Raw genomic sequence first — 20,542 nt, 5'->3', positions numbered from 1 at the left:
ATATCCCGAGTAGCGTAGCGTCAGAGGATGACCATGCCGGACCTCGAACATGCGCTGGACGCGCTGGCCGGGCGCGTCTCGTCACTGCGTGAGGCGAGGACCGCCTACCCCAGCGACCTGGCGCCCACGCTCGACGCCTCCCTCGCCGAGCTCGACACCGCCGTCGAGCTGCTGGCCGAGGCGCGCGAGCAGCTGCGCAAGGCTCCCAAGCGCACCGCGGGCAGGAAGGACGGCGCCCAGCGTGAGCTGAAGCTGCTGCGGCAGGTGTTCCGGGCGTTCCCGGTGCCGGTGATCGTGCTCGACGGCGGCGGCGTGGTCAGGCGGATCAACCCCGAGACCTCGCGGATGCTGGGCAGCCCCGACGGCTACCTGGTGGGCCGCTCGTTCCCGCTGCTGGTGGACGTGTCGCGGCGGGCGGCGTTCCGCTCGCACCTGACGTCGGTGCTGCAGACGGGGCAGCCGTCGGCGTTCGAGACCCGGCTGGCGCACCAGGGACGCACCCACACCGTGCAGGTGGCGCTGACCCGGCTGACGATGCCGGGCGAGCCGCAGCAGATGGTGGCGGCCGTGGCGCTGCCGACCGAGGTGCAGCTTCCCGAGCCGGGCACGCGGCGGCCGGAGCAGTCCGACGGCGCGCTGCTCATCGCCGCGGCCAAGCGGCAGGACCTGCTGGTCAAGATGGGCAAGCTGCTGCTGGACGAGCAGGCGTTGCTGCGCCCGGTGGCGGTGGCGCGGGCCACCCGCCTGCTGGCGGCCGAGTGGGCCGACTGGGTCATCGCCGACATCCTGCGTGACGGGCTGCCGCGCCGCTCGATCGTGATGGGGCCGAAGAACCTGCCGGTGGCGGGGCTGGTGCGCCAGGTGGAGGCGGCCGACCCGGCCGGCAGCCAGGTGGTGCTGCAGGTGCTGGAGCGGCGCACCGGCGTCGTGCACGAGATGGTCGACGACGAGAGCGTGCTGGGCTTCTGCGCCGACGGCCCGCTGCTGACCGCGATGGGCGCGGGCTCGCTGGTGTGCGTGCCGATCGGCAACGGCGACGGGGCGCTGACACTGGTGCGCGGGCACGACCGGCCGCCGTTCTCGCTGGCCGACCTCGCGGTGCTGCAGGAGGTGGGGCTGCAGCTCGGCCTCGCCGTACGGGCCCAGACCAGCTACCAGAGCCGCTCGCAGGCGGCCGAGGCGCTGTCGGCGAGCGTGGCGCCGCGCAACCTGCCCTCCGTGCCCGGCTACGAGGCGGCGGCCGTCTACCATCCGGGCTCGTCCGTGGGCGCGGAGTTCTACGACGTCTTCCCCGTGGCGGGCGGCTGGGGGTTCGCGCTCGGCGGCGCGGCGGGCAAGGGCGAGGAGGCGGCCTCGGTCAGCGCCATGGTGCGCGGCGGCCTGCGCGTGCTGAGCGTCTGGGAGTCCGATCCCGACCTGGTGATGCGCAAGGTGAACGAGGCGCTGGTGGCGCAGGGCACGGGCATGTTCGTGATGGCCGCGGCGGGCTTCGTCAAGGGGCGCACGATCCGCATGTCGTCGGCCGGGCACCATCCGGCGGTGCTGCTGCAGCCCGACGGCGGCGTGCGGTACGCGGCCGGCGGCGGGGTGCCGCTGGGCATCGCGGCGGAGGCGGAGACCGGCCAGGAGACGCTGACGGTGGCGCCCGGGGAGACGCTGGTGCTCTACTCGGAGGGCCTGATCTCCTCCAGGAACGAGCGGGGCGAGCCGTACGGCGAGGAGCGGCTGGCCGACGTGCTGGGCCGGTGCGCGGGCCAGGCGCCGTCCGCGGTGGTCAAGGCCGTGGAGGAGGACCGCAACCTGTTCTCCGGCGGGCAGGTCTGGGACGAGATCGTGGTGTTCGCCCTCCGAGGCGTCTGACCCGGGGCGTCTGACCCGGGGCGCCTCATGGAGTGTCTGATCTGTGGGGGTTTGCGATTGCGGGAAACCTGGGTATTCTCAGGGACACAGACCTTCCGTGCCTAAGACGCAGGCACACCTTCTGACGCTTTTTCACGCTGCTGAGGTGTGCCATGAATATCGCGATCGTCGCTTCCGCCGGGGGTAGCCAGCGCCACCGCCTTCTCGCCGTCGCCCGTGAGCTGGGCCGCGAGCACCACGTCACCATCTACTCCCGCCGTGACAACACCGAGAGCAAGCCCAAGACGCGGGTGGCCCCGGGCGTCACGGTGGAGCACCTGGACGTGGGACCGGCGAAGGACCTGCCCGCCGACGACGTGCTGCCGTACCTGAACGACCTCGGCGACCACCTGTCGAAGCGGTGGAACCAGGACCGTCCCGACGTGATCCACGCGCACTCCTGGACCTGGGGCCTGGCCGCCGTGGCCGGGGCGCAGGGGCTGTCGGTCCCCGTGACGCAGACCTTCCACACCGTGGACACCGCGCACAAGGACGTCGAACGGGCGCTCGGCCGCCGGGCCCGCGCCGTCATCGCCGGCTCCGGCGACGAGGAGTCCGCGCTGATCAGGCTCGGCGTGCCGCGCAACAACATCGCGATCGTCCCCCACGGCGTCGACACCGAGCGCTTCCAGCGGCGCGGCCCGGTCGCCACGCGCGGCTCCCGCAAGCGGCTGCTGCACCTCGGCCCGCTCACCCCCGACCGCGGCGCGCACACCATCGTGCGGGCGCTGCAGGGCCTGCAGGACGTGGAGCTGGTCATCGCCGGCGGCCCCGAGCCCGAGGACCTGGACGGCGACCGCGACGCCCGCCGCCTGCGGGTGCTGGCCGATCAGCTCGGCGTCGCCGACCGGGTGACGCTGGTGGGCCAGGTCAAGCGCGCGGCGGTGCCGAAGCTCATGCGCAGCGCGGACGCCGTGGTGTCGGTGCCGCGCGAGGCCACGACCGGGATCGTGGCCCTGGAGGCCATGGCCTGCGGCGTGCCGGTCATCGCCTCGGCCGTCGGCGCCCACCTCGACTCCGTCATCGACGGCGTCACCGGCCTGCTGGTGCCGCCGGACCGGCCCGCCCGCACCGCGCGGCTGGCCCGCGAGCTGCTGCAGGACCCGACGCTGCGCACCGCGCTCGGCTACGCGGGCGCCGACCGGGCGCGCTCGCGCTACTCGTGGGAGCGGGTGAGCCAGGAGCTCGTCCGCGTGTACGAGGCGGCCTGCGCCTGACGTAGACCTCATCGGCTCCGGCAGGAACTTCCTGCCGGAGCCGTCCGCTTCCTGGCCCCGGGCCGCCCGGTGTGCGAGGGTGGCGCCCATGAAGGCCGACAAGGCCCGCATGGAGGCCGGCATGGAGGCCGACGAGGCCCGGTCGCTGGCCCGTGCGCTGCTGACGCTGGTCCAGCGGGCGCAGACGCTGGTCGACGAGTCCAGGCCGCCGCCCGAGCTGGCCGCGCGCGTCACCGCCCACCTGGGGTGCCCGCTCAGGGACCTGGTCTGCGTCACGCAGGGCTACCCGAGCTGGGAGCAGGCGAGCCTGCAGCGGGGCGTGGACGCGTACGTGGCCGCCCGCGGCGACACCGGCTGGTTCGGCGTCTCGGGCCAGGGCCGCGAGCACAACGACCTCATCGACATCCTGTCCTCCGGCGCCGAGCACTTCGCGCTGGGCGCGGTGGACTACGCGACGGTCGCGGCCGGGCCGGAGGAGACGGTGGAGGTGGTCTCGTTCGGGCTGGTGCTGACCAGCGCGCCGGACGGCTCCCCCGTGGTGCTGGGGGTGCGCGGGCCCGCCGAGATGTACGGCAGGGAGGACTGCAGGATCGAGGTGATCGCCGCCGCCCGCCCCGCCGCCACCGCCGTCAGGGAGGAGGTCGAGCGGCTCACCCGCCGCGAGGACGTGCTGCGCGGCCAGATCCTCACCTTCGGCGTCTCCGAGCACCGCGGCAACAGCCTGGTGACGTTCCTGCCGCGTCCCTCGCTCGACCCCGAGCAGGTGATCCTGCCTGAGGGGGTGCTGGACACCGTCGAGCGGCACGTGGTGGGCATCGGCCGGCACGCCGCGGCGCTGGTCGCCCGCGGGCAGCACCTCAAGCGCGGCCTGCTGCTGCACGGCCCGCCCGGCACCGGCAAGACGCACACCGTGCGCTACCTGATGGGCCGCATGCCGGAGGCGACCGTGGTGGTGCTGGCCGGCACCGCGATGCGTTTCATCGAGGAGGCGGCGGCCCTCGCCAGGCGGCTGCAGCCGGCCGTCGTGGTCGTCGAGGACGTCGACCTGGTGGCGCACGACCGGCGCTTCTCGGAGGAGGGCAGCCCGCTGCTGTTCACGCTCTTCGACGCGATGGACGGCATCGGCGCGGACGCCGACGTGACGTTCGTGCTGACCACGAACCGGGCGGAGGTGCTGGAGCAGGCCCTCGCCGACCGGCCGGGACGGGTGGACCTGGCCGTGGAGGTGCCGCGGCCGGACGCCCGATGCCGGGCCGCGCTGCTGCGCCTGTACGGCGGCGACCTGCTGCCGGAGGGCGACCTGGAGCCGCTGGTGACCAGGACCGAGGGCATGACGGCCTCGTTCTTCAAGGAGCTGCTGCGAAGGGCCGTGCTGACCGCGCTGACCGCCGACGAGCGGGCCGAGCGGCCGTCGCCGGCGCACCTGGCGACGGCGCTGGAGGAGATGCTGCACGCCCGGCAGGCGCTGACCCGCGCCCTGCTCGGCGCCCCGCGCCCCGCCGGCCGCCCCACCGACGACCGCCTGAACGACGGGGAAGCGGACCTGGACCCCGGCGGCTACGGCGCCTCCTGACGGCACAGCCGCGCGGCCTTCAGCCCCAGGTGGACGGTCAGGCGGTCGTCGCCGTCGGACAGGTCGCGGCGGGTCAGCCGCTCGGCCTTGCCCAGCCGGTAGTAGAGCGTCTGGCGGTGGATGCCCAGCTCGGCGGCGGTCTTCTGGGCGTGGCCGCCGAGGTCGAGGTAGACCTCGACGGTGTGGGCCAGCTCGGCGTCCAGGGCCGCGACCTCGGCGGCCAGCTCGCGCAGGTCGGGCAGGCCGAGCCGGGCCAGCAGGCGGTGCACGCCGAGGTCGGCCCAGCGCGCGACGGGGGCGTAGCGCGGGAAGTGCTCGGCGATGCGCAGCGCCTGGCGGGCCTCGCGCCAGCTCAGCCAGGCGTCGGCCGGGTCGGGGCGGGGCGCGCCGACGCCGGCGGCGGTGCCGTACGCGCCCTGCACGGTCTGCGCCACCTCCGCCGCCAGGTGCGCGGGGGCGAGCAGGGCCACCGGCGAGCCCGGACGGGCCAGGACGCCGCGGGGCAGCGTCCACAGGGCGGCCACCCGCTCCGGCGACTCGCGCACGGCGACGGCCGCGACCGGCCCGGCCGTCTCGATGGCGGCCCCCGCGCGTTCCTCCGGGTCGGGCGAGAACAGCGCGAGCAGCCCCCGCCCGAGGTCGCTGCGGCTCCTGGCCTCCTGCGCGAGCGCGGCGGCGGCCCGCGCCACCAGCGGCGCGGCCGAGGCCAGCCGCTCGTCGGTGAGCGCCCCCGAGTCGAGCAGCCACAGGTAGCCGTAGGTCACCTCGCCGTGCCGCAGCGGCCAGCACACCCGGGCCAGCACCTTCAGCGCGGCGTCGGCGGGGATGCGCACCGGCCCGTCGGCCCTGGCGATGCCGTAGCGCTCGAAGTAGTCGCGCACCTCGCCGGTGGCGCGCCGGCGCAGGATGGACTCCTGGCGGACCGTGTCGATGTCGCCGTGCTGGGCGCCGTAGGCCAGCAGGCGGAACGAGCGGTCCTCCAGCGTCGCGGACGCGCCCAGCCGGGCGGCGATCTCGTCGACGGTCTCTTGGAGGTCGGCGGCGTCATACATGTGTACGACAGCCTGCCACACCCGGCGTTACGCCCGTCGATGGCCCCCTCTGAGCTGCGGTTTCTAGACTCGGAGGCATGCTCGGTCAACTGTTGCTCGCCGCTTCCAGGAGTGGCCTCGTGCGCCGCTCCGTGTCAGGCTTCCCGCTCACCGCCAAGGTGGTTCAGCGGTTCGTCGCGGGCGAGAGCGTCGAGGAGGCCCGCGCCGCCGTGCAGCGCCTCCAGGACGCCAACCTGGCCGTCACCATCGACCACCTCGGCGAGGAGACGCTGGACAAGCGCGCCGCCGAGGCCACCGCGCAGGCGTACCTCACGCTGCTGGAGGCGCTGCGGCCGCTCGGGCTGGGCGCGCGCGGCGAGGTGTCGGTGAAGCTGTCGGCCGTCGGCCAGCGGCTCGACGAGGGCATGGCGCTGGAGCACGCCCGCGAGATCTGCGCGGCCGCCGCGGCGAACGGCTCGACCGTCACCCTCGACATGGAGGACCACACCACGGTCGACTCCACCCTGTCCATCCTGCGCGCGCTCCGCGAGGACCACCCGGCGACGGGCGTGGCCATCCAGGCGTACCTGTTCCGCAGCGAGGACGACTGCCGCGACCTGGCCGCCGAGGGCTCCCGGGTGCGGCTGGTCAAGGGCGCCTACCGCGAGCCCGCCTCGGTCGCCCACCAGGGCAAGGCCGAGGTGGACAAGGCGTACGTGCGATGCCTGCGCATCCTCATGGCGGGGAAGGGATACCCCATGGTGGCGACGCACGACGATCGCCTGATCGCGATCACGGAGCTGCTCGCCGACCGTTACGGGCGGACGATCGGCGACCACGAGTTCCAGATGCTCTACGGAATCAGGACCGACCGGCAGGAGTCCCTGGCGGGCGCCGGTCACACGGTCCGCGTCTACGTCCCGTACGGCGACGACTGGTACGGCTACTTCATGCGCCGCCTGGCGGAGCGCCCGGCCAACGTCGCCTTCTTCCTTCGCGCCCTTGGGGGTAAGTAAATGGATGCCATCAGCAACGTCCCGGTGCCCGCGAACGAGCCGATCCTCGGCTACGCGCCCGGCAGCGCCGAGCGGGCCGCGCTGGAGGACCGCATCAAGGAGCTGGCCGGCGCCTCGCTCGACCTGACCATGACCATCGGCGGCGAGCAGCGGCTCGGCGGCGGCGCGCCCATCGACGTGGTGCAGCCGCACAACCATGCCTCCGTCCTGGGCCGTACCAACGACGCTACGGCCCAGGACGTGCGGGACGCGATCGACAGCGCGCTGCAGGCGGCGCACGCCTGGCGGTCGCTGTCCTTCGACGAGCGGGCGGCGATCTTCCTCAAGGCGGCCGACCTGCTGGCCGGGCCGTGGCGGGCCACCCTCAACGCCGCCACCATGCTCGGCCAGTCGAAGTCGGTGCAGCAGGCGGAGATCGACTCGGCCTGCGAGCTGATCGACTTCCTGCGCTTCAACGTCTCCTACGCCCGCCAGCTGTACGCCGACCAGCCGATCTCCTCGCCCGGCGTGTGGAACCGGATGGAGTACCGGCCGCTCGAGGGGTTCGTGCTGGCGATCACGCCGTTCAACTTCACCGCGATCGCCGGCAACCTGCCGGCCTCGGCCGCGCTGATGGGCAACGTCGTGGTGTGGAAGCCGTCGCCGACGCAGCAGTTCGCCGCGCACTTCACGATGCGGCTGCTGGAGGAGGCCGGGCTGCCGCCCGGCGTCATCAACCTGGTCACCGGCAACGGCCAGGGCGTCTCGGAGGCCGCGCTCACCCACCCGGCGCTGGCCGGCATCCACTTCACCGGCTCGACCGCGACGTTCCAGCACCTCTGGGGCACCGTCGGGCAGAACATCGCCTCCTACCACTCCTACCCGCGCCTGGTCGGCGAGACCGGCGGCAAGGACTTCGTGCTCGCCCACCCCTCCGCCGACCCGGCCGTGCTGTCGACGGCGCTGATCAGGGGCGCCTTCGAGTACCAGGGGCAGAAGTGCTCGGCGGCGTCGCGGGCGTACGTGCCGCGCTCGGTCTGGAACCGCATGCGCGACGACTTCGTCGCCACCGCCGAGTCGCTGACCGTCGGCGACGTGACGGGTGACCTGTCCACGTTCATGGGGGCCGTCATCGACGGGCGGGCCTTCGCCAAGCACAAGGCGGCCATCGACCGGGCGCGGGAGGCCGCGAACATCGACGTGCTCACCGGCTCCTACGACGACAGCGTGGGCTGGTTCGTGCGGCCGACGGTGCTGGAGTGCGCCGACCCGACGGACGAGATCTTCGTCAAGGAGTACTTCGGGCCGATCCTCGGCGTGCACGTCTACGAGGACCGCGACTTCGACCAGGTGCTCGACCAGATGGAGGGCGTGGCGCCGTACGCGCTGACCGGCTCGCTCATCGCCCAGGACCGCTACGCCATCGCCGCCGCCTCCGAGCGGCTGCGCTTCGCGGCGGGCAACTTCTACGTCAACGACAAGCCGACGGGCGCGGTCGTGGGGCAGCAGCCGTTCGGCGGCGCGCGGGCCTCGGGCACCAACGACAAGGCCGGCTCGATCTTCAACCTGATCCGCTGGGTGAACGCCCGCACGATCAAGGAGCTGTTCGTGCCGCCGACCGACCACCGTTACCCGCACATGGGCTGACCGCCACCGCCCGCCGTTCGCCGGCCCCCGGCCCGTCCGGGGGCTTTGGCGTAATGTGCAAGGGTCGTGTCGTTGACGCCTCACCGGGGGCGCCACCAGCATGAAGGCATGCAGCGGCGGATCGTGGTCGTCGTCTTCCCGGGGTTTCAGCTTCTCGACCTGGCCGGGCCGGCCGACGTGTTCGGGACGGCGGAGCTGCTGGCGCCCGGCTCCTACCGGGTCGAGACGGTGGCACCGCGCGCGGGGCTCGTGCCCGCCGGCAACGGCGTCGTGGTCGCGGCCGGCGCGCTCGACGAGGTGCGGGAGCCGATCGACACCCTCATGGTGGCCGGCGGGCTGTCGGTGCCCGGGCTGCTGTCGGACGCCGGACTGGTCGGCGGCATCGCGGCGCTGGCCGCCGACGCCCGGCGCACCGCGTCCGTGTGCAACGGAGCGCTGCTGCTGGCCGAGGCCGGGCTGCTCAAGCACCGGCGGGCCACCACGCACTGGCTGGCGGCCCAGGAGCTGCGCGAGCGCTACCCCTGCGTCGAGGTGGACGCCGACCCGCTCTACATCGAGGACGGCGACGTGTGGACCTCGGCCGGGGTGCTGTCCGGGGTGGACCTGGCGCTGGCGCTGGTGGCCAGGGACCTCGGGCACGAGCTGGCCGGGCGGGTCGCGCGGGGGCTCGTGGTGTACCTGCACCGGCCCGGCGGGCAGAGCCAGTTCAGCCTGCCCATGCGGGCGCTGACGCCGCGCAGCGAGCCGTTGCGCGAGCTGCAGGCGTACATCGACGCCCACCCCCGCGCCGACCTCAGCGTGCCCGCGCTCGCGGCGCGGGCGGGCATGAGCGAGCGGCACTTCTCGCGCGTCTTCACCCGCCAGACCGGGCTCTCCCCCGGCCGGTACGTCGAGCGCAGCCGCGCCGACGCCGCCCGGCGCCTCCTGGAGGCCACGGACCAGCCGCTGGAGACGGTGGCCAGGGAGTCGGGGCTCGGCACCGCCGAGACGCTCTACCGCGTCTTCCGGCGGCACTGGCGGGTCGCGCCCGGCGAGCACCGCCGCCGCTTCTCCACCCTTCCTGCCGCCCTGCCCTCCGCCCTTCCTGCCGCCCTGCCCTCCGCGGCCCCCGTCCCCGCCCTTCCCCTGCCCGAACAGGAGCGTTGAGCATGCACGTGGCCATCCCCCTCTATCCCCGCTTCACCGCGCTGGACGCGGTCGGGCCGTACACGGTGCTGGCCTTCGCGCCCGGCTGCACGGTCACGTTCGTGGCCGCCGAGCCGGGCCCGGTCACCGACGACCGGGGCAGCCTCGCCCTCACCGCCACCGCCTCCTACGCCGACCTGCCCGCACCCGACGTGGTCGTCGTGCCCGGCGGGATCGGCACCTTCGACGTCCTCGCCGACGAGGCCCTGCTCGGCTGGATCCGCCGCGCCCACGAGCACACGAGCTGGACCACGTCCGTGTGCAGCGGCTCCCTGCTGCTGGGCGCGGCCGGGCTGCTCGGCGGCCTGCGCGCCACCACCCACTGGGCCGTCCTCGACCTGCTGCGGCAGTACGGGGCCGAGCCGGTGAGCGAGCGGAGCGTCGTCCAGGGCAAGGTGGTGACGGCCGCCGGGGTGTCGGCGGGGATCGACATGGCGCTGACGCTGCTAGCCCAGGCCAGGGACGAGGAGACGGCGCAGACGGTGCAGCTCGCCATCGAGTACGACCCGCAGCCGCCGTTCGACGCCGGCTCGCCCCGCACCGCCCCGCCCGGTCTCACCGACCGCGCCCTCCACCTCATCGTCTGACCGCCACCGCTCCTTACCCGGGGCCGGGCTGGGAGGTGCGGCGAGCGCCCCCGTCTCTCCAGCCCGAGACGAGGGCGCTGCCCTTCCGGCCCCGTGTCCGGCGGGCCCGGAAGCTCTGAGGGGCGCGCGTCCCCTGTGCGCGTAACCGCCGGGAGCTTGGGCGGGCGGTGTGCCGAGGGCGGCGGGTGAGGACGGCGGGTGAGGGCTGACTGAGAGCGCGGGCTGGGCGCGGCTCTCAGGGCGCGGGCTCAGGCTGGGAGGGCGCGGCTCTGGGCGGGAGGGCGCGGCGCCGCCGGGCAATGCCCGCTCAGCCGGCGACACCGCGCCCGGCTCTTCCCGTCCCCGGGCGCGGGGGCTTCCCCGTCCGAACCGGATGGAGCGTTCCACCACGCCGGAAGTGTCCGGCGCCCACGCGTTCACGGACCGGTCGCCGTGTCACTGCCGCCGCGTGTCATGAGCGCTCCCTCGCCGGTGCGGTGCGTGCCGGAAAAGGGCCGGTGTGACGTTGGAGACTATGGGCTCGGCCCGGCCCCTGACTTCAGGGCGGGACCTAGGGAAATCCCTAGGATGCGGCCTCACGGGCCTCCCGGTGCGCCTCTTTCGCGCCCCTCGCCCGCCGCCCCTGGGCCTCGCCGGCGTCAGGACGGCTCGTCGGGGACGGCGCCCAGCGGGAGGACGTCGAAGTGGATCACCACGTGCCCCATGGGCAGCTCGTGCCCGGCCGCCGCCTCGCCGTCCCTGCGGTCGGAGATCGAGCGGTACCTCTCCAGCACCTCCAGCACCTCGTCCCGCAGCTCGGCCGTCTCCTGCGTGGTGAGCCGCAGCGAGCGCCGCCCGAAGCCGCTCGCGGCCACCCACTCGGCAGGCGCCCGCGTCGCGGCCTCGCGCCACTTGGCCAGCTCCGCCCCGCGCTGGCGCACGAGGTCGTCCAGCAGGAACTCCAGGGCGCTGGCCGCCTCGGCGTCCGGCGGCGTGTCGCCGTAGGTGAAGCCGCCCGGCACGATCCGCCAGTACTTCTCCTTGCCCCGCCCCATCCCCTCCGCGATCTCGATCATGCCGTGCCGCGCCAGCTCGCGCAGGTGGTAGCTGGTCGCGCCGGTGTTCTGCCCGAGGATCGCGGCCAGGCCGGTGGCGGTGGACGGGCCGCGCTGGTCGAGCAGCTCGTAGATGCGCAGCCGCAGCGGGTGCGCGAAGGACTTCAGGGCGTTCGCGTCAAGCGTACGGGCGGAGAAGCTCTTGCTCTTCGTCACGTGCAAGCCTATCTTTGCAAAGAAATACGTGCACACTTTTCCTTGTACGCCTTCACACTACTTGGAGTTAGCCATGCCGGGCCACGGCCTCGGGAGATCCTTCGCCTACCTGTTGACCTCCACCGCGCTGTCCAACCTCGCCGACGGCGTGCTCAAGATCGGCGCCCCCCTGCTGGCGGTGTCGATGACCCGCTCCCCCACCCTGGTCTCCCTGGTGGGCGCGGCGGCCACGCTGCCCTGGCTGCTGCTGGCGCTGCCGGCCGGCGCGGTCGCCGACCGGGCCGACCGCCGCCGCGTCATGGCCTGGGCCGGCGGCGCCCGGGCGGCGCTGCTGGCCGCGGCGGCCCTGGCGGGCGCGTACGGGTTGCTCGACCTGTGGGTGCTGCTCGCCGCCGTGCTGGCCGCCGGGGTGGCCGAGGTCTTCGCCGACACCTCGGCGCAGTCCGTCCTGCCCATGACCGTGCCCGCCGACCGGCTCACCCGGGCCAACGGCAGGGTCTCCAGCGCCCAGATGATCGGCAACGAGTTCGCCGGCGCGCCCGTCGCCGGGCTCCTGGTCGGCCTGCTGCCCGCGGCCGTCTTCGGGGTTCCCGCCCTGCTGTACGCCGCCGCGGCGCTGCTGCTGGGCGGCATGCGGGGCACCTACCGGCCGGTGGGCGACGGGCAGCCGCGCGGGCCGCTGCGGCGCGAGATCGGCGAGGCGCTGCGCTACCTGGCCCGGCACCGGGTGCTGCGCAGCCTGGCGATCACGGCGGGCCTGCTCAACCTCGCCAACTCCGCCTACTTCGCCGTCTTCGTCCTGTGGGCCGTGGGCGACGGGTCGGCGATCGGCCTGCGGCCGGAGGGGTACGGCCTGATGATGACGGCCTTCGCCGGCGGGGCGGTGCTCGGGTCGCTGCTGGCCGAGCGGGCCGCCGGGATCTTCGGGGAGTTCCGCGCGCTGACCGGCTGCTGGCTGGTCAGCAGCCTGCTGCTCGTGGTGCCGATCGCCGTGCCGTCGCCGTGGGCGCTCTACCCCACCGCCGTGCTCTGGGGCCTCGTCGGGGCGGCCGCCAACGTGCTGGTGATCTCGGCCCGGCAGCGGCTCATCCCGCCGGAGCTGCTGGGCCGGGTCAATTCGGCATACCGCCTCGTCGGAATGGGCGGCATGCCCCTGGGCGCGGCGCTGGGCGGCGTCGCGGCCGAGTTCGCCGGGCTTCCCGCCGTGCTGCTGGGCGCTACCGGAGTATGTTTGGCCGGTGTCGGACTGGTGCGGCGCGCCTTGTCGGATCGAATTTCTCGGCCCTTGACCAGCCAAGCCGCACTTTCTGACATATCCAGATCACTTTAGGCACCCTATGGGCTGTGCTGAAGTGACATGATTATCCCCGAGTCTGAGGGGATGGTATGCGGAAGATCGGCGGACGGTACCTCCTGCACGAGGAGGCCGGTCGTGGGGGTATGGGAGTCGTCTGGCGTGCGTTCGATCAGCTCCTCCACCGTACGGTGGCGCTCAAGGAGCTGACCTTGGCCGGTGAGGTCGAGATGGTACGCCGCCGGGTGCTGCGTGAGGCCAGGATGGCTGCTGGGCTGACGCATCCCAACATCGTCACGGTTCACGACCTCATCGAGGAGGGCGGCAAGCTCTGGATCGTGATGGAGTACCTCGACGGGCTCTCCTTGCACCAGCTGCTGTCGCAGGTCGGCACACTCCCGGCGCAGTCGGTCGCGGCCATCGGGCAGCACCTGCTCGCCGCGCTGCGCACGGCCCACCAGGCCGGGGTGCTGCATCGCGACGTCAAACCCGCCAACGTCATGCTGACCGGCGACCGGGTGGTGCTGACCGACTTCGGCATCGCCACGGCCGAGGGCGACATCCGCATGACGACGTCGCGGCGGCTGCGCGGCACGCCCGCCTTCATGGCGCCCGAGCGCCTGCACGGCGGGCCGGCCAGCAAGGAGGCCGACATGTGGTCCTTCGGCGCCACGCTCTACAGCGCGGTCGAGGGGCAGCCTCCCTACCCGGGCCAGGACGCGGCGACGGTCCTCGGCATGGCGCGCAGCGGGCCCTACCCGCCGCCGCGCCGGGCGGGCGTGATGCGTCCCCTGCTCGAAGGGCTGCTGCACCACGACCCGGTGCGCCGGTACACGCCCGAGCAGACGGCGGGGTTGCTGGCGGGCATGCGGGCCAGCGCCTACCAGGCGGCCATCTGACGCCCTCGCGCGACTCGTAGCCCTGCGCGAGGGCCCACGCTGACGATGGCGGGGGCTCGGCGGGCACAGCGTCGGCGGGCACAGCGAGAGCCACCCACCGGCGTACCCACGCGGGCTGCCGGGGGGCCGGGCGTCGCCAGGGGGTGCGAGCGCGTCCGTCCAGGCGTCGTCGTACCTGTGGCTGTGGCCGGACGGCTCGGGCGGCGGTGGGGCAGGCGGGTCAGGACGGGGAGTCGGGGCGGTCCTTCGTGGAGCGGGCGGCGGCCTCGGCGGCGTCCAGGGCGGCGGCCTCCTCCGGGGTCGGAGCGGTGCCGCCGAGGTGGGCGGGCTGCCACCACACCCCCGGCGGGATCTCCGGGTACGTCCGCTGCGCCCGGTCCACCAGCTCCGAGATGCGCTCGTGCAGCACCGTCGTGTGCTTGTTGACGTCCTCGCCGCGCTTGGGGTGCATGGGCTCCCCCACCAGCACGGTCAGCGGGATGTGCCGCTGGAGCAGCTTGCGGGGCCGGCCCTTGGTCCAGAAGCGCTGGCTGCCCCACAGCGCCACCGGGATGACCGGCACGTTCGTGGCCTGGGCCATCCGGATGGCGCCGTTCTTGATCTCCTTGACGGTGAACGAGCGGCTGATCGTCGCCTCAGCGAAGACGCCCACCACCTCGCCGGCCTTGAGCATGCGCAGCGCGGTCGCGTACGAGCCCGCCCCCGCCTCCCGATCGACCGGGATGTGGTGCATGCCACGCATGAGCGGCCCCGAGACGGGGTGCTCGAAGACGGCCTGCTTGGCCATGAAGCGCACCAGCCGCCGCGACGGGTGGGCGGCCCATCCGGCGAAGATGAAGTCGAGGTAGCTGATGTGGTTGCTCACCAGCACCGCTCCGCCGCTCCGCGGCACGTTCTCGGTGCCCTCCAGGTGGAAGCGGATGTCGAGCGCGCGAAAGAAGGTCCGCGCGGCGGCGATCACCGGCGGGTACACGATCTCAGCCATGTGCAGAAGGTAGCAGTCGATTCAGGCTGGTCTGACGGTGGTCGGGAGGCTGACCATGCCCCGGACGTTGCCGTGGGTGGTGCGGCGGATGCCCTCCTCGTGGACGTGGTAGCCGGGCGCGACGGCCTTGGTGAGCTCCTCCAGCGTCACGCGGCCCTCCAGCCGGGCCAGGGCGGCGCCGAGGCAGAAGTGGCGGCCGACGCCGAAGCTGATGCCGCGGGAGGTGTCGCGGCCGAGGTCGTAGACGTCAGGGTCCGGGAAGACCTCTTCGTCCCGGTTCGCGGAGCCGACGAGGAGCCACATCTTGGCGTTCGCCGGCACGAGCGTCCCGTACAGCTCGGTGGGCTCGGTCAGCCGGCGGGCGGTGCCGTGCGCGGGAGTGTCGTAGCGCAGCGACTCCTCCACCCACTGCGGCACGCCGCCGTCGAAGGCGGTCGCGCGCTGCTCGGGGTTGCGCCAGGCCCAGTACCAGGCGGCGCACAGCAGGTGGGTCGTGGTCTCCGAGCCCGCGCCGATCAGCAGGAACAGGAACGCCACGATCTCCTCGTCGGTCAGGTCGCCGTCGGCGGCGAGCGCGGAGACGAGGTCGTCGCGCGGCTCGGCGCGGCGTTGCGCGACGATGGAGGCGTAGTGGTCGCCGAGCATCAGCAGGCCCCGCAGCCCGGCCTCGGTGAGGGTCGCGGCGAGGTCGTGCTTGAGCAGGACGCTCTCGGTGCGCCGCACCTTGACCCGCCGCGACGACGGCACGCCCATCAGCTCGCTGATCACGTCGAGCGGCAGCTTGGCGGCGAGGTCGGCGGCGAAGTCGAACGTCCCCTTGGCCAGGCCGTCCTCGATGTAGGCGCGGGCGATGTCACGGATCATGGGTTCGAGGGCGGCGACGCGGCGCGGCGTGAACGCCCTGGACACGACCCCCCGCATGCGGGTGTGGTCGGGCGGGTCCATCGCCACGAACGACAGGTAGGCGCGGGCCTGCGGCGTCCAGGCGCCGGCGTCGATCATGGGGCCGTGGTCGCTGGAGTAGCGGGCGCTGTCGACCAGGGCGGCGGCGACGTCGGCGTGCCGGGACAGGGCGTAGAAGCCGAGCTCAGAGTTGTGGTAGAGCGGCGCTTCGCGGCGTAACCGGGTGTAGACGGGGTACGGATCGTCGTTGGTCGACGGATCGTACGGGCTGTAGACGACATCCACCCGTTCCACGCTACGACGCTTGCGCCCTGCTGAGAAAGGGCAGATTTTGTGACCATGAAGAAGCTCATCAACACGGCAGGATCCGTCGTTGAGGACGCGCTGAACGGCATGGCCGCGGCTCACCCGTCGCTGCGGGTCCGCGACCAGGTGGTCTACCGCGCGGAGGGGCCGCGGCCCGGCAAGGTCGGGCTGGTGTCGGGCGGCGGCTCCGGGCACGAGCCGCTGCACGCGGGGTTCGTCGGCCACGGCATGCTGGACGCGGCCTGCCCGGGTGAGGTCTTCACCTCGCCGGTGCCCGACCAGATCATCGACGCGACGAAGGCCGTGGACGGCGGCGCGGGCGTGCTGCACATCGTGAAGAACTACACCGGCGACGTGCTCAACTTCGAGATGGCCGCCGAGCTGGTCGAGGGCGTCGAGGTGGCGAGCGTGCTGGTGGACGACGACGTCGCCGTCCAGGACTCCCTCTACACGGCCGGGCGGCGCGGCACGGGCGCGACCCTGTTCGTGGAGAAGATCGCGGGCGCGCTGGCCGAGGAGGGCGCGCCGCTGGCCGAGGTGGCGGCGGTGGCCCGGGAGGTGGACGAGCGCAGCCGTTCGTTCGGGATCGCGCTGACCTCCTGTACGACCCCGCACGCCGGCAAGCCCACCTTCGACCTGCCGGACGACCAGGTGGAGCTGGGCATCGGCATCCACGGCGAGCCGGGACGCGCCCGCGCGCCGATGGGCACCGCGCGCGAGCTGGCCGGCATCGCGATGGAGGCCGTCCACGGGGACCTGCCGCTGAGCGGCGACCTGCTCGTCCTGGTCAACGGCATGGGCGGGACGCCGCTGATGGAGCTGTACGTGGTGTTCGCCGAGGTCGCCTCGTTCATCGAGGGGAAGGGCGCGCGGGTGGCGCGCTCGCTGGTCGGGAACTACGTGACGAGCCTCGACATGCAGGGCTTCTCCGTCTCGGTGTGCCGGCTCGACGACGCGCTGACCCGCCTGTGGGACGCGCCGGTCGAGACGCCGGGGCTGCGCTGGGGGCGTTGATGGGCACGACGAGCGGCGAGAGCGCGGGGAGCGGATCGGGCGCGGAGAGCGGGCAGGGCGCGGTGGGCGGTCTGGCGGCCGGGCTGTTCGTGGCGTGGTTCGAGGAGGCGGCGAGGCTGGTGCGGCGCGACCGGGACCGGCTGACCGCGCTGGACGCCGCGATCGGCGACGCCGACCACGGCACGAACCTGGACCGCGGCCTCACCGAGGTCGTCAAGGCGCTCGGCGAGACGCCTCCGGAGTCGGCGGCGCAGGTGTTCGCGGTGGCCGGGGCGACGCTGATCCGCAAGGTGGGCGGCGCGGCGGGGCCGCTGTACGGGTCGGTGTTCCGGCAGATGGGGCGGATGATCGAGGAGCCGGTGACGCTGGCGGGGTTCGCGGGGGCGTTCGAGGCGGGGGTGGTGGCGCTGGAACGGCTCGGCAAGGCCGCCCTCGGGGACAAGACCATGGTGGACGCGCTGGTCCCGGCCGCACGGGCGCTGGCGCTGGCGCTGCGGGACGGAGTGGGGGCGCGGGAGGCGTTCGAGCTGGCGGCGCGGGCGGCCGCCGAAGGGGCGGAGGGCACGATCCCGATGCAGGCGCGCAAGGGGCGGGCCAGTTACCTGGGCGAGCGCAGCGTCGGGCACGAGGATCCGGGGGCGGCGTCGTCGGCCCTGTTCATGGCGGCCCTGGCGACGGTGACGGCCAAGGCATGAAATGTCAGGCAAGGCATGAGAAGTCGGCAAGGCATGGCCGATGGCGGGCGTCCATGAGGACGGGGCCGGGCGGGGCGGGGGTGGTGTGATGGTGGGGCTGGTGCTGGTGTCGCACAGCGCGGGGCTGGCGCGGGAGGTCGTGGCGCTGGTGCGGGGCATCGCGGGCCCCGAGGTGCCGGTCGCGGCGGCCGGCGGCACGGAGGACGGCGGGCTGGGGACCAGCCTCGACCTGATCGAGGCCGCCGTGCGCGGCGTGGAGCAGGGCGACGGCGTGCTGATCGTGCCCGACCTCGGCAGCTCGGTGCTGACCGCCCGGCTGCTGGCGGAGCCGGGCCGGATCGTGCTGGCGGACGTGCCGTTCGTGGAGGGCGCGGTGGCGGCGGCGGTCGCGGCGGACGCCGGCCTGCCGCTGCCGGACGTCCTGGCCGCCGCCGAGGAGGCCCGCACCTTCCGCAAGCTCTAGCCGGACGCGGCCTAGTGGCCCTTGAACGCCTCCTCCAGCCACCACGCCCCCCGGTCCCGCGTGACCTTGGCGTGCACGAGCAGCGGCCGGTCGCGCGGCCCCTTGAGCCAGTCGGCCACGCCCGCGAGGTCCGCCTCCTGGGTGACGGTCACGGCGGCGAAGCCGTGCCCGCGGGCGATGGCGGCCAGGTCGGCGGGCGGGAAGGTGACGGTGTCCAGCGGGTGGCCGTGCGGCCCGAAGTGGTGGACCTCCGCCCCGTACGCCTCGTCGTCGTAGATCACGACCACCATCGGCAGCCCGAGCCGGACGACGGTCTCCAGCTCGGCGGCGCTCATGAGCGCCCCGCCGTCGCCGAGCGCGGCGACCGGCAGCCGGTCGGGCCGGGCCACGGCGGCGCCGATCGCGCTGGCCAGGCCGAGGCCGATGGACTGGAACGCCTGGGTGAAGCAGAACCCGTTCTCGTCGGGCACGTCGAGGAACATCGACGGGTAGCCCATGAAGTTGCCGCTGTCGACGGCCAGGATCCGCTCGGCGGGCAGGAGGTCGTCCAGGCCGATGGTGAGCGTGCGCGGGTCGATGCGGCCGCCGGCGCCGCGGTCCTCGTACGGGACGTCGCGCCAGCGGCCCTCGGCGCGGACCCGCCCGGCGAGGCCGGGCGTGCGGTAGCCGGCGGCGGCCGGGACGCGGGCGGCCAGGGCGGTGGCGACGGCGGCCACGTCGCCGGTGACGCCCAGGTCCACGGGCATGTGCGCGCCGAGGGCGGCGGGATCGAGGTCGACCTGGGCGACCTGGCCGTCGGCGGGGACGAGCGAGCCGTGCCTGGTGGTCCACATGGTGAGCGCGCAGCCCCAGCCGATGACGAGGTCGGCCCCGGTGATCAGCTCGGCGGCCAGCGGCGTGGCGAAGCCGCCGGACACGTCGAGGTCCCACGGGCTGCCCCGGAACAGGCCGCGGGCGACGGCCGAGGTGGCGAGGAGCGCCCCGGTCCGCTCGGCGAGCGCCTCCAGCTCCCGCCGCGCGTGGCGGGCGCCCCGGCCGGCGACGAACACCGGCCGCGACGACCCGGCGAGCAGGCCCGCCAGCGCGTCCAGCTCGGCGGCGAGGGGCAGGCTCTCGTCCGTCCCGGCGGAGAGGGGCGGGGTCCGCGCGTCAGCGGCGACAGTGCCGGGGCAGGGCTGGGCCTGCACGTCGAGGGGCAGGTTCAGCAGGACCGTGCGGCGTTCCGTGGCCGCCGTCCGGTACGCCTCGACCGCCCGCTGCCCGGCCTCCTCCCCCGACGTCACCCGCATCGGCACCACGCCCACGGCCCGCACCAGCGCGTCCTGGTCGATGTGGAAGTTGGAGCGGCGCTCGGCGGCCTCGCCCGCGAGGACGACGAGCGGCGTGCGGCTCTTGGCGGCCTCGGCGAGCCCGGTCACGGCGTTGGTGAGGCCCGGCCCCTGGTGCACGGACAGGACGCCGACCTCGCCGCTCATCCGGGCGTAGGCGTCGGCCATGGTGGCCGCGCCGCCCTCGTGCCGGGCCGCGACGAACCGCGCCCCGCCCGCGACCAGGGCGTTGGTGACGTGGAAGTTGCCGCTGCCGACGACGCCGAAGACCGTGCGCACGCCGCACCCGGCGAGGGCGTGGCCCACGGCCTCGGCGACGATCACCGTTCCACCAGGGCCAGGACGCGGACGGGGCTGCCCGAGCCGCCGACGATCGGCAGCGGCGGGGCGACGACGACGGCGCCGGTCACCGGCAGGCGGTCGAGGTTGCGGAGCTGGGTCAGGCCGTACTTGCCGGCGCCGAGGAGGAAGGAGTGGCAGGGGAAGGGCGGGTCGAAGGAGTGGGCGGCGCCGGCGTCGGTGCCGACGGTCTCGACGCCGAGCCCGATGACGGGCGTCTCGGCGGCGAGCCAGGCGGCGCACTCGGCGGAGATGCCGGGCGTGTGCGGGCCGCTGTCGTCGGCGTTGAGGAAGGCGGCCTGGTCGCCGGAGCGGGCGTCCCAGCCGGTGCGGTAGAGCAGCCAGCCGCCCTCGGGCAGCGGCCCGTTGGCGCGCTCCCACTCCTTGACGTGGTCGATCTGGAGGAGGAAGTCGGGGTCCTTGGACGCCTCGGCGGCGAGGTCGAGCACGACGGCGGGCGCGATCAGGCGGCCGGCGGGCACCTGGGAGACGTCCTCGCCGTCACGGCCGGTGGCCCAGTGGACGGGGGCGTCGAAGTGGGTGCCGGTGTGCTCGCCGGTGTGGATGTCGTTCCAGTACCAGGCGGGGCCGCGGTCGTCGTAGCGGCTGATCTCCTCCAGCCGGAACGGGATGGTGTTGGCGAACGGCTCGGGGAGCCGGAGGATCGGCGTGTCGGCCGAGAGGGGCGCGGTGAGGTCGATCACCTCGATGGCGCCGCTGCGTACGCTGTCCACGAAGCTTCTCAAGACCGACATGTCATCCTCCTTGATGTGGCTGAGCGCATCCTCCTACGCGCCGCCCCGCCCGCGCAAAAGCGCCGCGCCGCCGCGCCCGGCCGCGCCGGGCCAGACCCGCTCGCGCATATCCCGGTGCCGCTTCCCGGCGCCGGGATAAGCTCCGCCCAGCGCGATCCCGATCGCGCTGCCGGCGGC

Annotated in this window: 18 protein-coding genes; 12 read left to right on the top strand and 6 right to left on the bottom strand. The window is 74.1% G+C overall.

Annotated elements, in window-relative coordinates:
• The first annotated feature begins 27 nt into the window (after positions 1-27).
• The 3 genes from MF672_RS51525 (at position 28) to MF672_RS30610 (ending at position 4,689) form a co-directional block, all read left to right on the top strand.
• Positions 28-1,860, top strand: a complete 1,833-nt coding sequence (locus MF672_RS51525; protein ID WP_302893312.1) for a SpoIIE family protein phosphatase — start codon at positions 28-30, stop codon at positions 1,858-1,860.
• Between the two features lie 152 nt (positions 1,861-2,012).
• Positions 2,013-3,116, top strand: coding sequence for a glycosyltransferase (locus MF672_RS30615; RefSeq protein WP_242370921.1), 1,104 nt, complete (start codon positions 2,013-2,015; stop codon positions 3,114-3,116).
• An 88-nt stretch (positions 3,117-3,204) separates the two neighbouring features.
• Positions 3,205-4,689: an AAA family ATPase gene (locus tag MF672_RS30610; protein ID WP_242370919.1), complete on the top strand. Its 1,485-nt coding sequence runs from the start codon at positions 3,205-3,207 to the stop codon at positions 4,687-4,689.
• Here the strand turns inward: MF672_RS30610 and MF672_RS30605 are convergent.
• Positions 4,674-5,741 carry a PucR family transcriptional regulator gene (locus MF672_RS30605; protein WP_242370917.1) on the bottom strand — a complete coding sequence of 356 codons (1,068 nt, stop codon included), beginning with the start codon at positions 5,739-5,741 and terminating at the stop codon, positions 4,674-4,676. The two genes, MF672_RS30610 and MF672_RS30605, sit on opposite strands and share 16 nt — an antisense overlap.
• A gap of 77 nt (positions 5,742-5,818) precedes the next feature.
• Here MF672_RS30605 and MF672_RS30600 point away from each other — a divergent pair, with 77 nt between their 5' ends.
• The 4 genes from MF672_RS30600 to MF672_RS30585 all read left to right on the top strand — a co-directional run bounded on the left by MF672_RS30600 (position 5,819) and on the right by MF672_RS30585 (position 10,134).
• Positions 5,819-6,736, top strand: coding sequence for a proline dehydrogenase family protein (locus tag MF672_RS30600; protein ID WP_242370916.1), 918 nt, complete (start codon positions 5,819-5,821; stop codon positions 6,734-6,736).
• Entirely contained in the window at positions 6,737-8,362 is a 1,626-nt protein-coding gene (gene pruA / locus MF672_RS30595) for an L-glutamate gamma-semialdehyde dehydrogenase (RefSeq protein WP_242370914.1), read from the top strand.
• A 108-nt stretch (positions 8,363-8,470) separates the two neighbouring features.
• Positions 8,471-9,508, top strand: a complete 1,038-nt coding sequence (locus MF672_RS30590; RefSeq protein WP_242370912.1) for a GlxA family transcriptional regulator — start codon at positions 8,471-8,473, stop codon at positions 9,506-9,508.
• A gap of 2 nt (positions 9,509-9,510) precedes the next feature.
• Positions 9,511-10,134, top strand: coding sequence for a DJ-1/PfpI family protein (locus MF672_RS30585; RefSeq protein WP_242370910.1), 624 nt, complete (start codon positions 9,511-9,513; stop codon positions 10,132-10,134).
• Positions 10,135-10,772: 638 nt separating this feature from the next.
• Here MF672_RS30585 and MF672_RS30580 read toward each other — a convergent pair.
• Positions 10,773-11,384 carry an ArsR/SmtB family transcription factor gene (locus MF672_RS30580; protein WP_242370907.1) on the bottom strand — a complete coding sequence of 204 codons (612 nt, stop codon included), beginning with the start codon at positions 11,382-11,384 and terminating at the stop codon, positions 10,773-10,775.
• 73 nt (positions 11,385-11,457) lie between these two features.
• Between MF672_RS30580 and MF672_RS30575 the strand changes: the two genes are divergently transcribed.
• Complete coding sequence (locus MF672_RS30575; protein WP_242370905.1) at positions 11,458-12,714, top strand: MFS transporter; 1,257 nt, start codon at positions 11,458-11,460, stop codon at positions 12,712-12,714.
• 56 nt (positions 12,715-12,770) lie between these two features.
• On the top strand, positions 12,771-13,577 hold the full coding sequence (locus MF672_RS30570) for a serine/threonine-protein kinase (RefSeq protein WP_242370903.1): 807 nt from the start codon (positions 12,771-12,773) through the stop codon (positions 13,575-13,577).
• 220 nt (positions 13,578-13,797) lie between these two features.
• Here the strand turns inward: MF672_RS30570 and MF672_RS30565 are convergent, their stop codons facing one another.
• Together MF672_RS30565 and MF672_RS30560 are read right to left on the bottom strand one after the other, a co-directional pair.
• Complete coding sequence (locus MF672_RS30565; protein ID WP_242370902.1) at positions 13,798-14,562, bottom strand: lysophospholipid acyltransferase family protein; 765 nt, start codon at positions 14,560-14,562, stop codon at positions 13,798-13,800.
• A gap of 21 nt (positions 14,563-14,583) precedes the next feature.
• Complete coding sequence (locus MF672_RS30560; RefSeq protein ID WP_242370901.1) at positions 14,584-15,759, bottom strand: cytochrome P450; 1,176 nt, start codon at positions 15,757-15,759, stop codon at positions 14,584-14,586.
• 45 nt (positions 15,760-15,804) lie between these two features.
• On the opposite strand from MF672_RS30560, the gene dhaK reads away from it, so the two are divergent.
• The 3 genes from dhaK to dhaM are packed head-to-tail and all read left to right on the top strand — an operon-like array spanning position 15,805 to position 17,943.
• Positions 15,805-16,785: a dihydroxyacetone kinase subunit DhaK gene (dhaK, locus tag MF672_RS30555; protein ID WP_242370900.1), complete on the top strand. Its 981-nt coding sequence runs from the start codon at positions 15,805-15,807 to the stop codon at positions 16,783-16,785.
• Positions 16,785-17,480 carry a dihydroxyacetone kinase subunit DhaL gene (dhaL, locus tag MF672_RS30550; protein WP_242370899.1) on the top strand — a complete coding sequence of 232 codons (696 nt, stop codon included), beginning with the start codon at positions 16,785-16,787 and terminating at the stop codon, positions 17,478-17,480. The genes dhaK and dhaL overlap by 1 nt, the downstream gene beginning before the upstream one ends.
• A 40-nt stretch (positions 17,481-17,520) precedes the next feature.
• Positions 17,521-17,943: a dihydroxyacetone kinase phosphoryl donor subunit DhaM gene (gene dhaM, locus MF672_RS30545; protein ID WP_242370898.1), complete on the top strand. Its 423-nt coding sequence runs from the start codon at positions 17,521-17,523 to the stop codon at positions 17,941-17,943.
• 11 nt (positions 17,944-17,954) lie between these two features.
• Here the strand turns inward: dhaM and MF672_RS30540 are convergent, their stop codons facing one another.
• Together MF672_RS30540 and MF672_RS30535 are read right to left on the bottom strand one after the other, a co-directional pair.
• The gene (locus MF672_RS30540) at positions 17,955-19,595 is read right to left on the bottom strand and encodes a thiamine pyrophosphate-binding protein (RefSeq protein WP_242370897.1); all 1,641 of its coding nucleotides are present in this window, start codon (positions 19,593-19,595) and stop codon (positions 17,955-17,957) included.
• On the bottom strand, positions 19,592-20,365 hold the full coding sequence (locus MF672_RS30535; protein ID WP_242370896.1) for a cyclase family protein: 774 nt from the start codon (positions 20,363-20,365) through the stop codon (positions 19,592-19,594). Before MF672_RS30535 ends, MF672_RS30540 begins: the two co-directional genes overlap by 4 nt.
• Positions 20,366-20,542: the final 177 nt, after the last annotated feature.

Origin of the sequence: Actinomadura luzonensis, assembly GCF_022664455.2 — a bacterium.
Classification (GTDB): domain Bacteria; phylum Actinomycetota; class Actinomycetes; order Streptosporangiales; family Streptosporangiaceae; genus Nonomuraea; species Nonomuraea luzonensis.
The sequence above is the reverse complement of the archived record's forward strand: the minus strand, read 5'-3'. Positions and strand labels throughout refer to the sequence as shown.

Bases quoted from the DNA above. Each gene is read 5' to 3' on its own strand.
- MF672_RS30570 (WP_242370903.1), top strand. From the start codon at position 12,771: ATGCGGAAGATCGGCGGACGGTACCTCCTGCACGAGGAGGCCGGTCGT.
- MF672_RS30590 (WP_242370912.1), top strand. From the start codon at position 8,471: ATGCAGCGGCGGATCGTGGTCGTCGTCTTCCCGGGGTTTCAGCTTCTC.
- MF672_RS30605 (WP_242370917.1), bottom strand. From the start codon at position 5,741: ATGTATGACGCCGCCGACCTCCAAGAGACCGTCGACGAGATCGCCGCC.
- MF672_RS30535 (WP_242370896.1), bottom strand. From the start codon at position 20,365: ATGTCGGTCTTGAGAAGCTTCGTGGACAGCGTACGCAGCGGCGCCATC.
- pruA (WP_242370914.1), top strand. From the start codon at position 6,737: ATGGATGCCATCAGCAACGTCCCGGTGCCCGCGAACGAGCCGATCCTC.
- MF672_RS30610 (WP_242370919.1), top strand. From the start codon at position 3,205: ATGAAGGCCGACAAGGCCCGCATGGAGGCCGGCATGGAGGCCGACGAG.
- MF672_RS30600 (WP_242370916.1), top strand. From the start codon at position 5,819: ATGCTCGGTCAACTGTTGCTCGCCGCTTCCAGGAGTGGCCTCGTGCGC.
- MF672_RS30585 (WP_242370910.1), top strand. From the start codon at position 9,511: ATGCACGTGGCCATCCCCCTCTATCCCCGCTTCACCGCGCTGGACGCG.
- dhaK (WP_242370900.1), top strand. From the start codon at position 15,805: ATGAAGAAGCTCATCAACACGGCAGGATCCGTCGTTGAGGACGCGCTG.
- dhaM (WP_242370898.1), top strand. From the start codon at position 17,521: ATGGCGGGCGTCCATGAGGACGGGGCCGGGCGGGGCGGGGGTGGTGTG.
- MF672_RS30615 (WP_242370921.1), top strand. From the start codon at position 2,013: ATGAATATCGCGATCGTCGCTTCCGCCGGGGGTAGCCAGCGCCACCGC.
- dhaL (WP_242370899.1), top strand. From the start codon at position 16,785: ATGGGCACGACGAGCGGCGAGAGCGCGGGGAGCGGATCGGGCGCGGAG.
- MF672_RS30565 (WP_242370902.1), bottom strand. From the start codon at position 14,562: ATGGCTGAGATCGTGTACCCGCCGGTGATCGCCGCCGCGCGGACCTTC.
- MF672_RS51525 (WP_302893312.1), top strand. From the start codon at position 28: ATGACCATGCCGGACCTCGAACATGCGCTGGACGCGCTGGCCGGGCGC.
- MF672_RS30575 (WP_242370905.1), top strand. From the start codon at position 11,458: ATGCCGGGCCACGGCCTCGGGAGATCCTTCGCCTACCTGTTGACCTCC.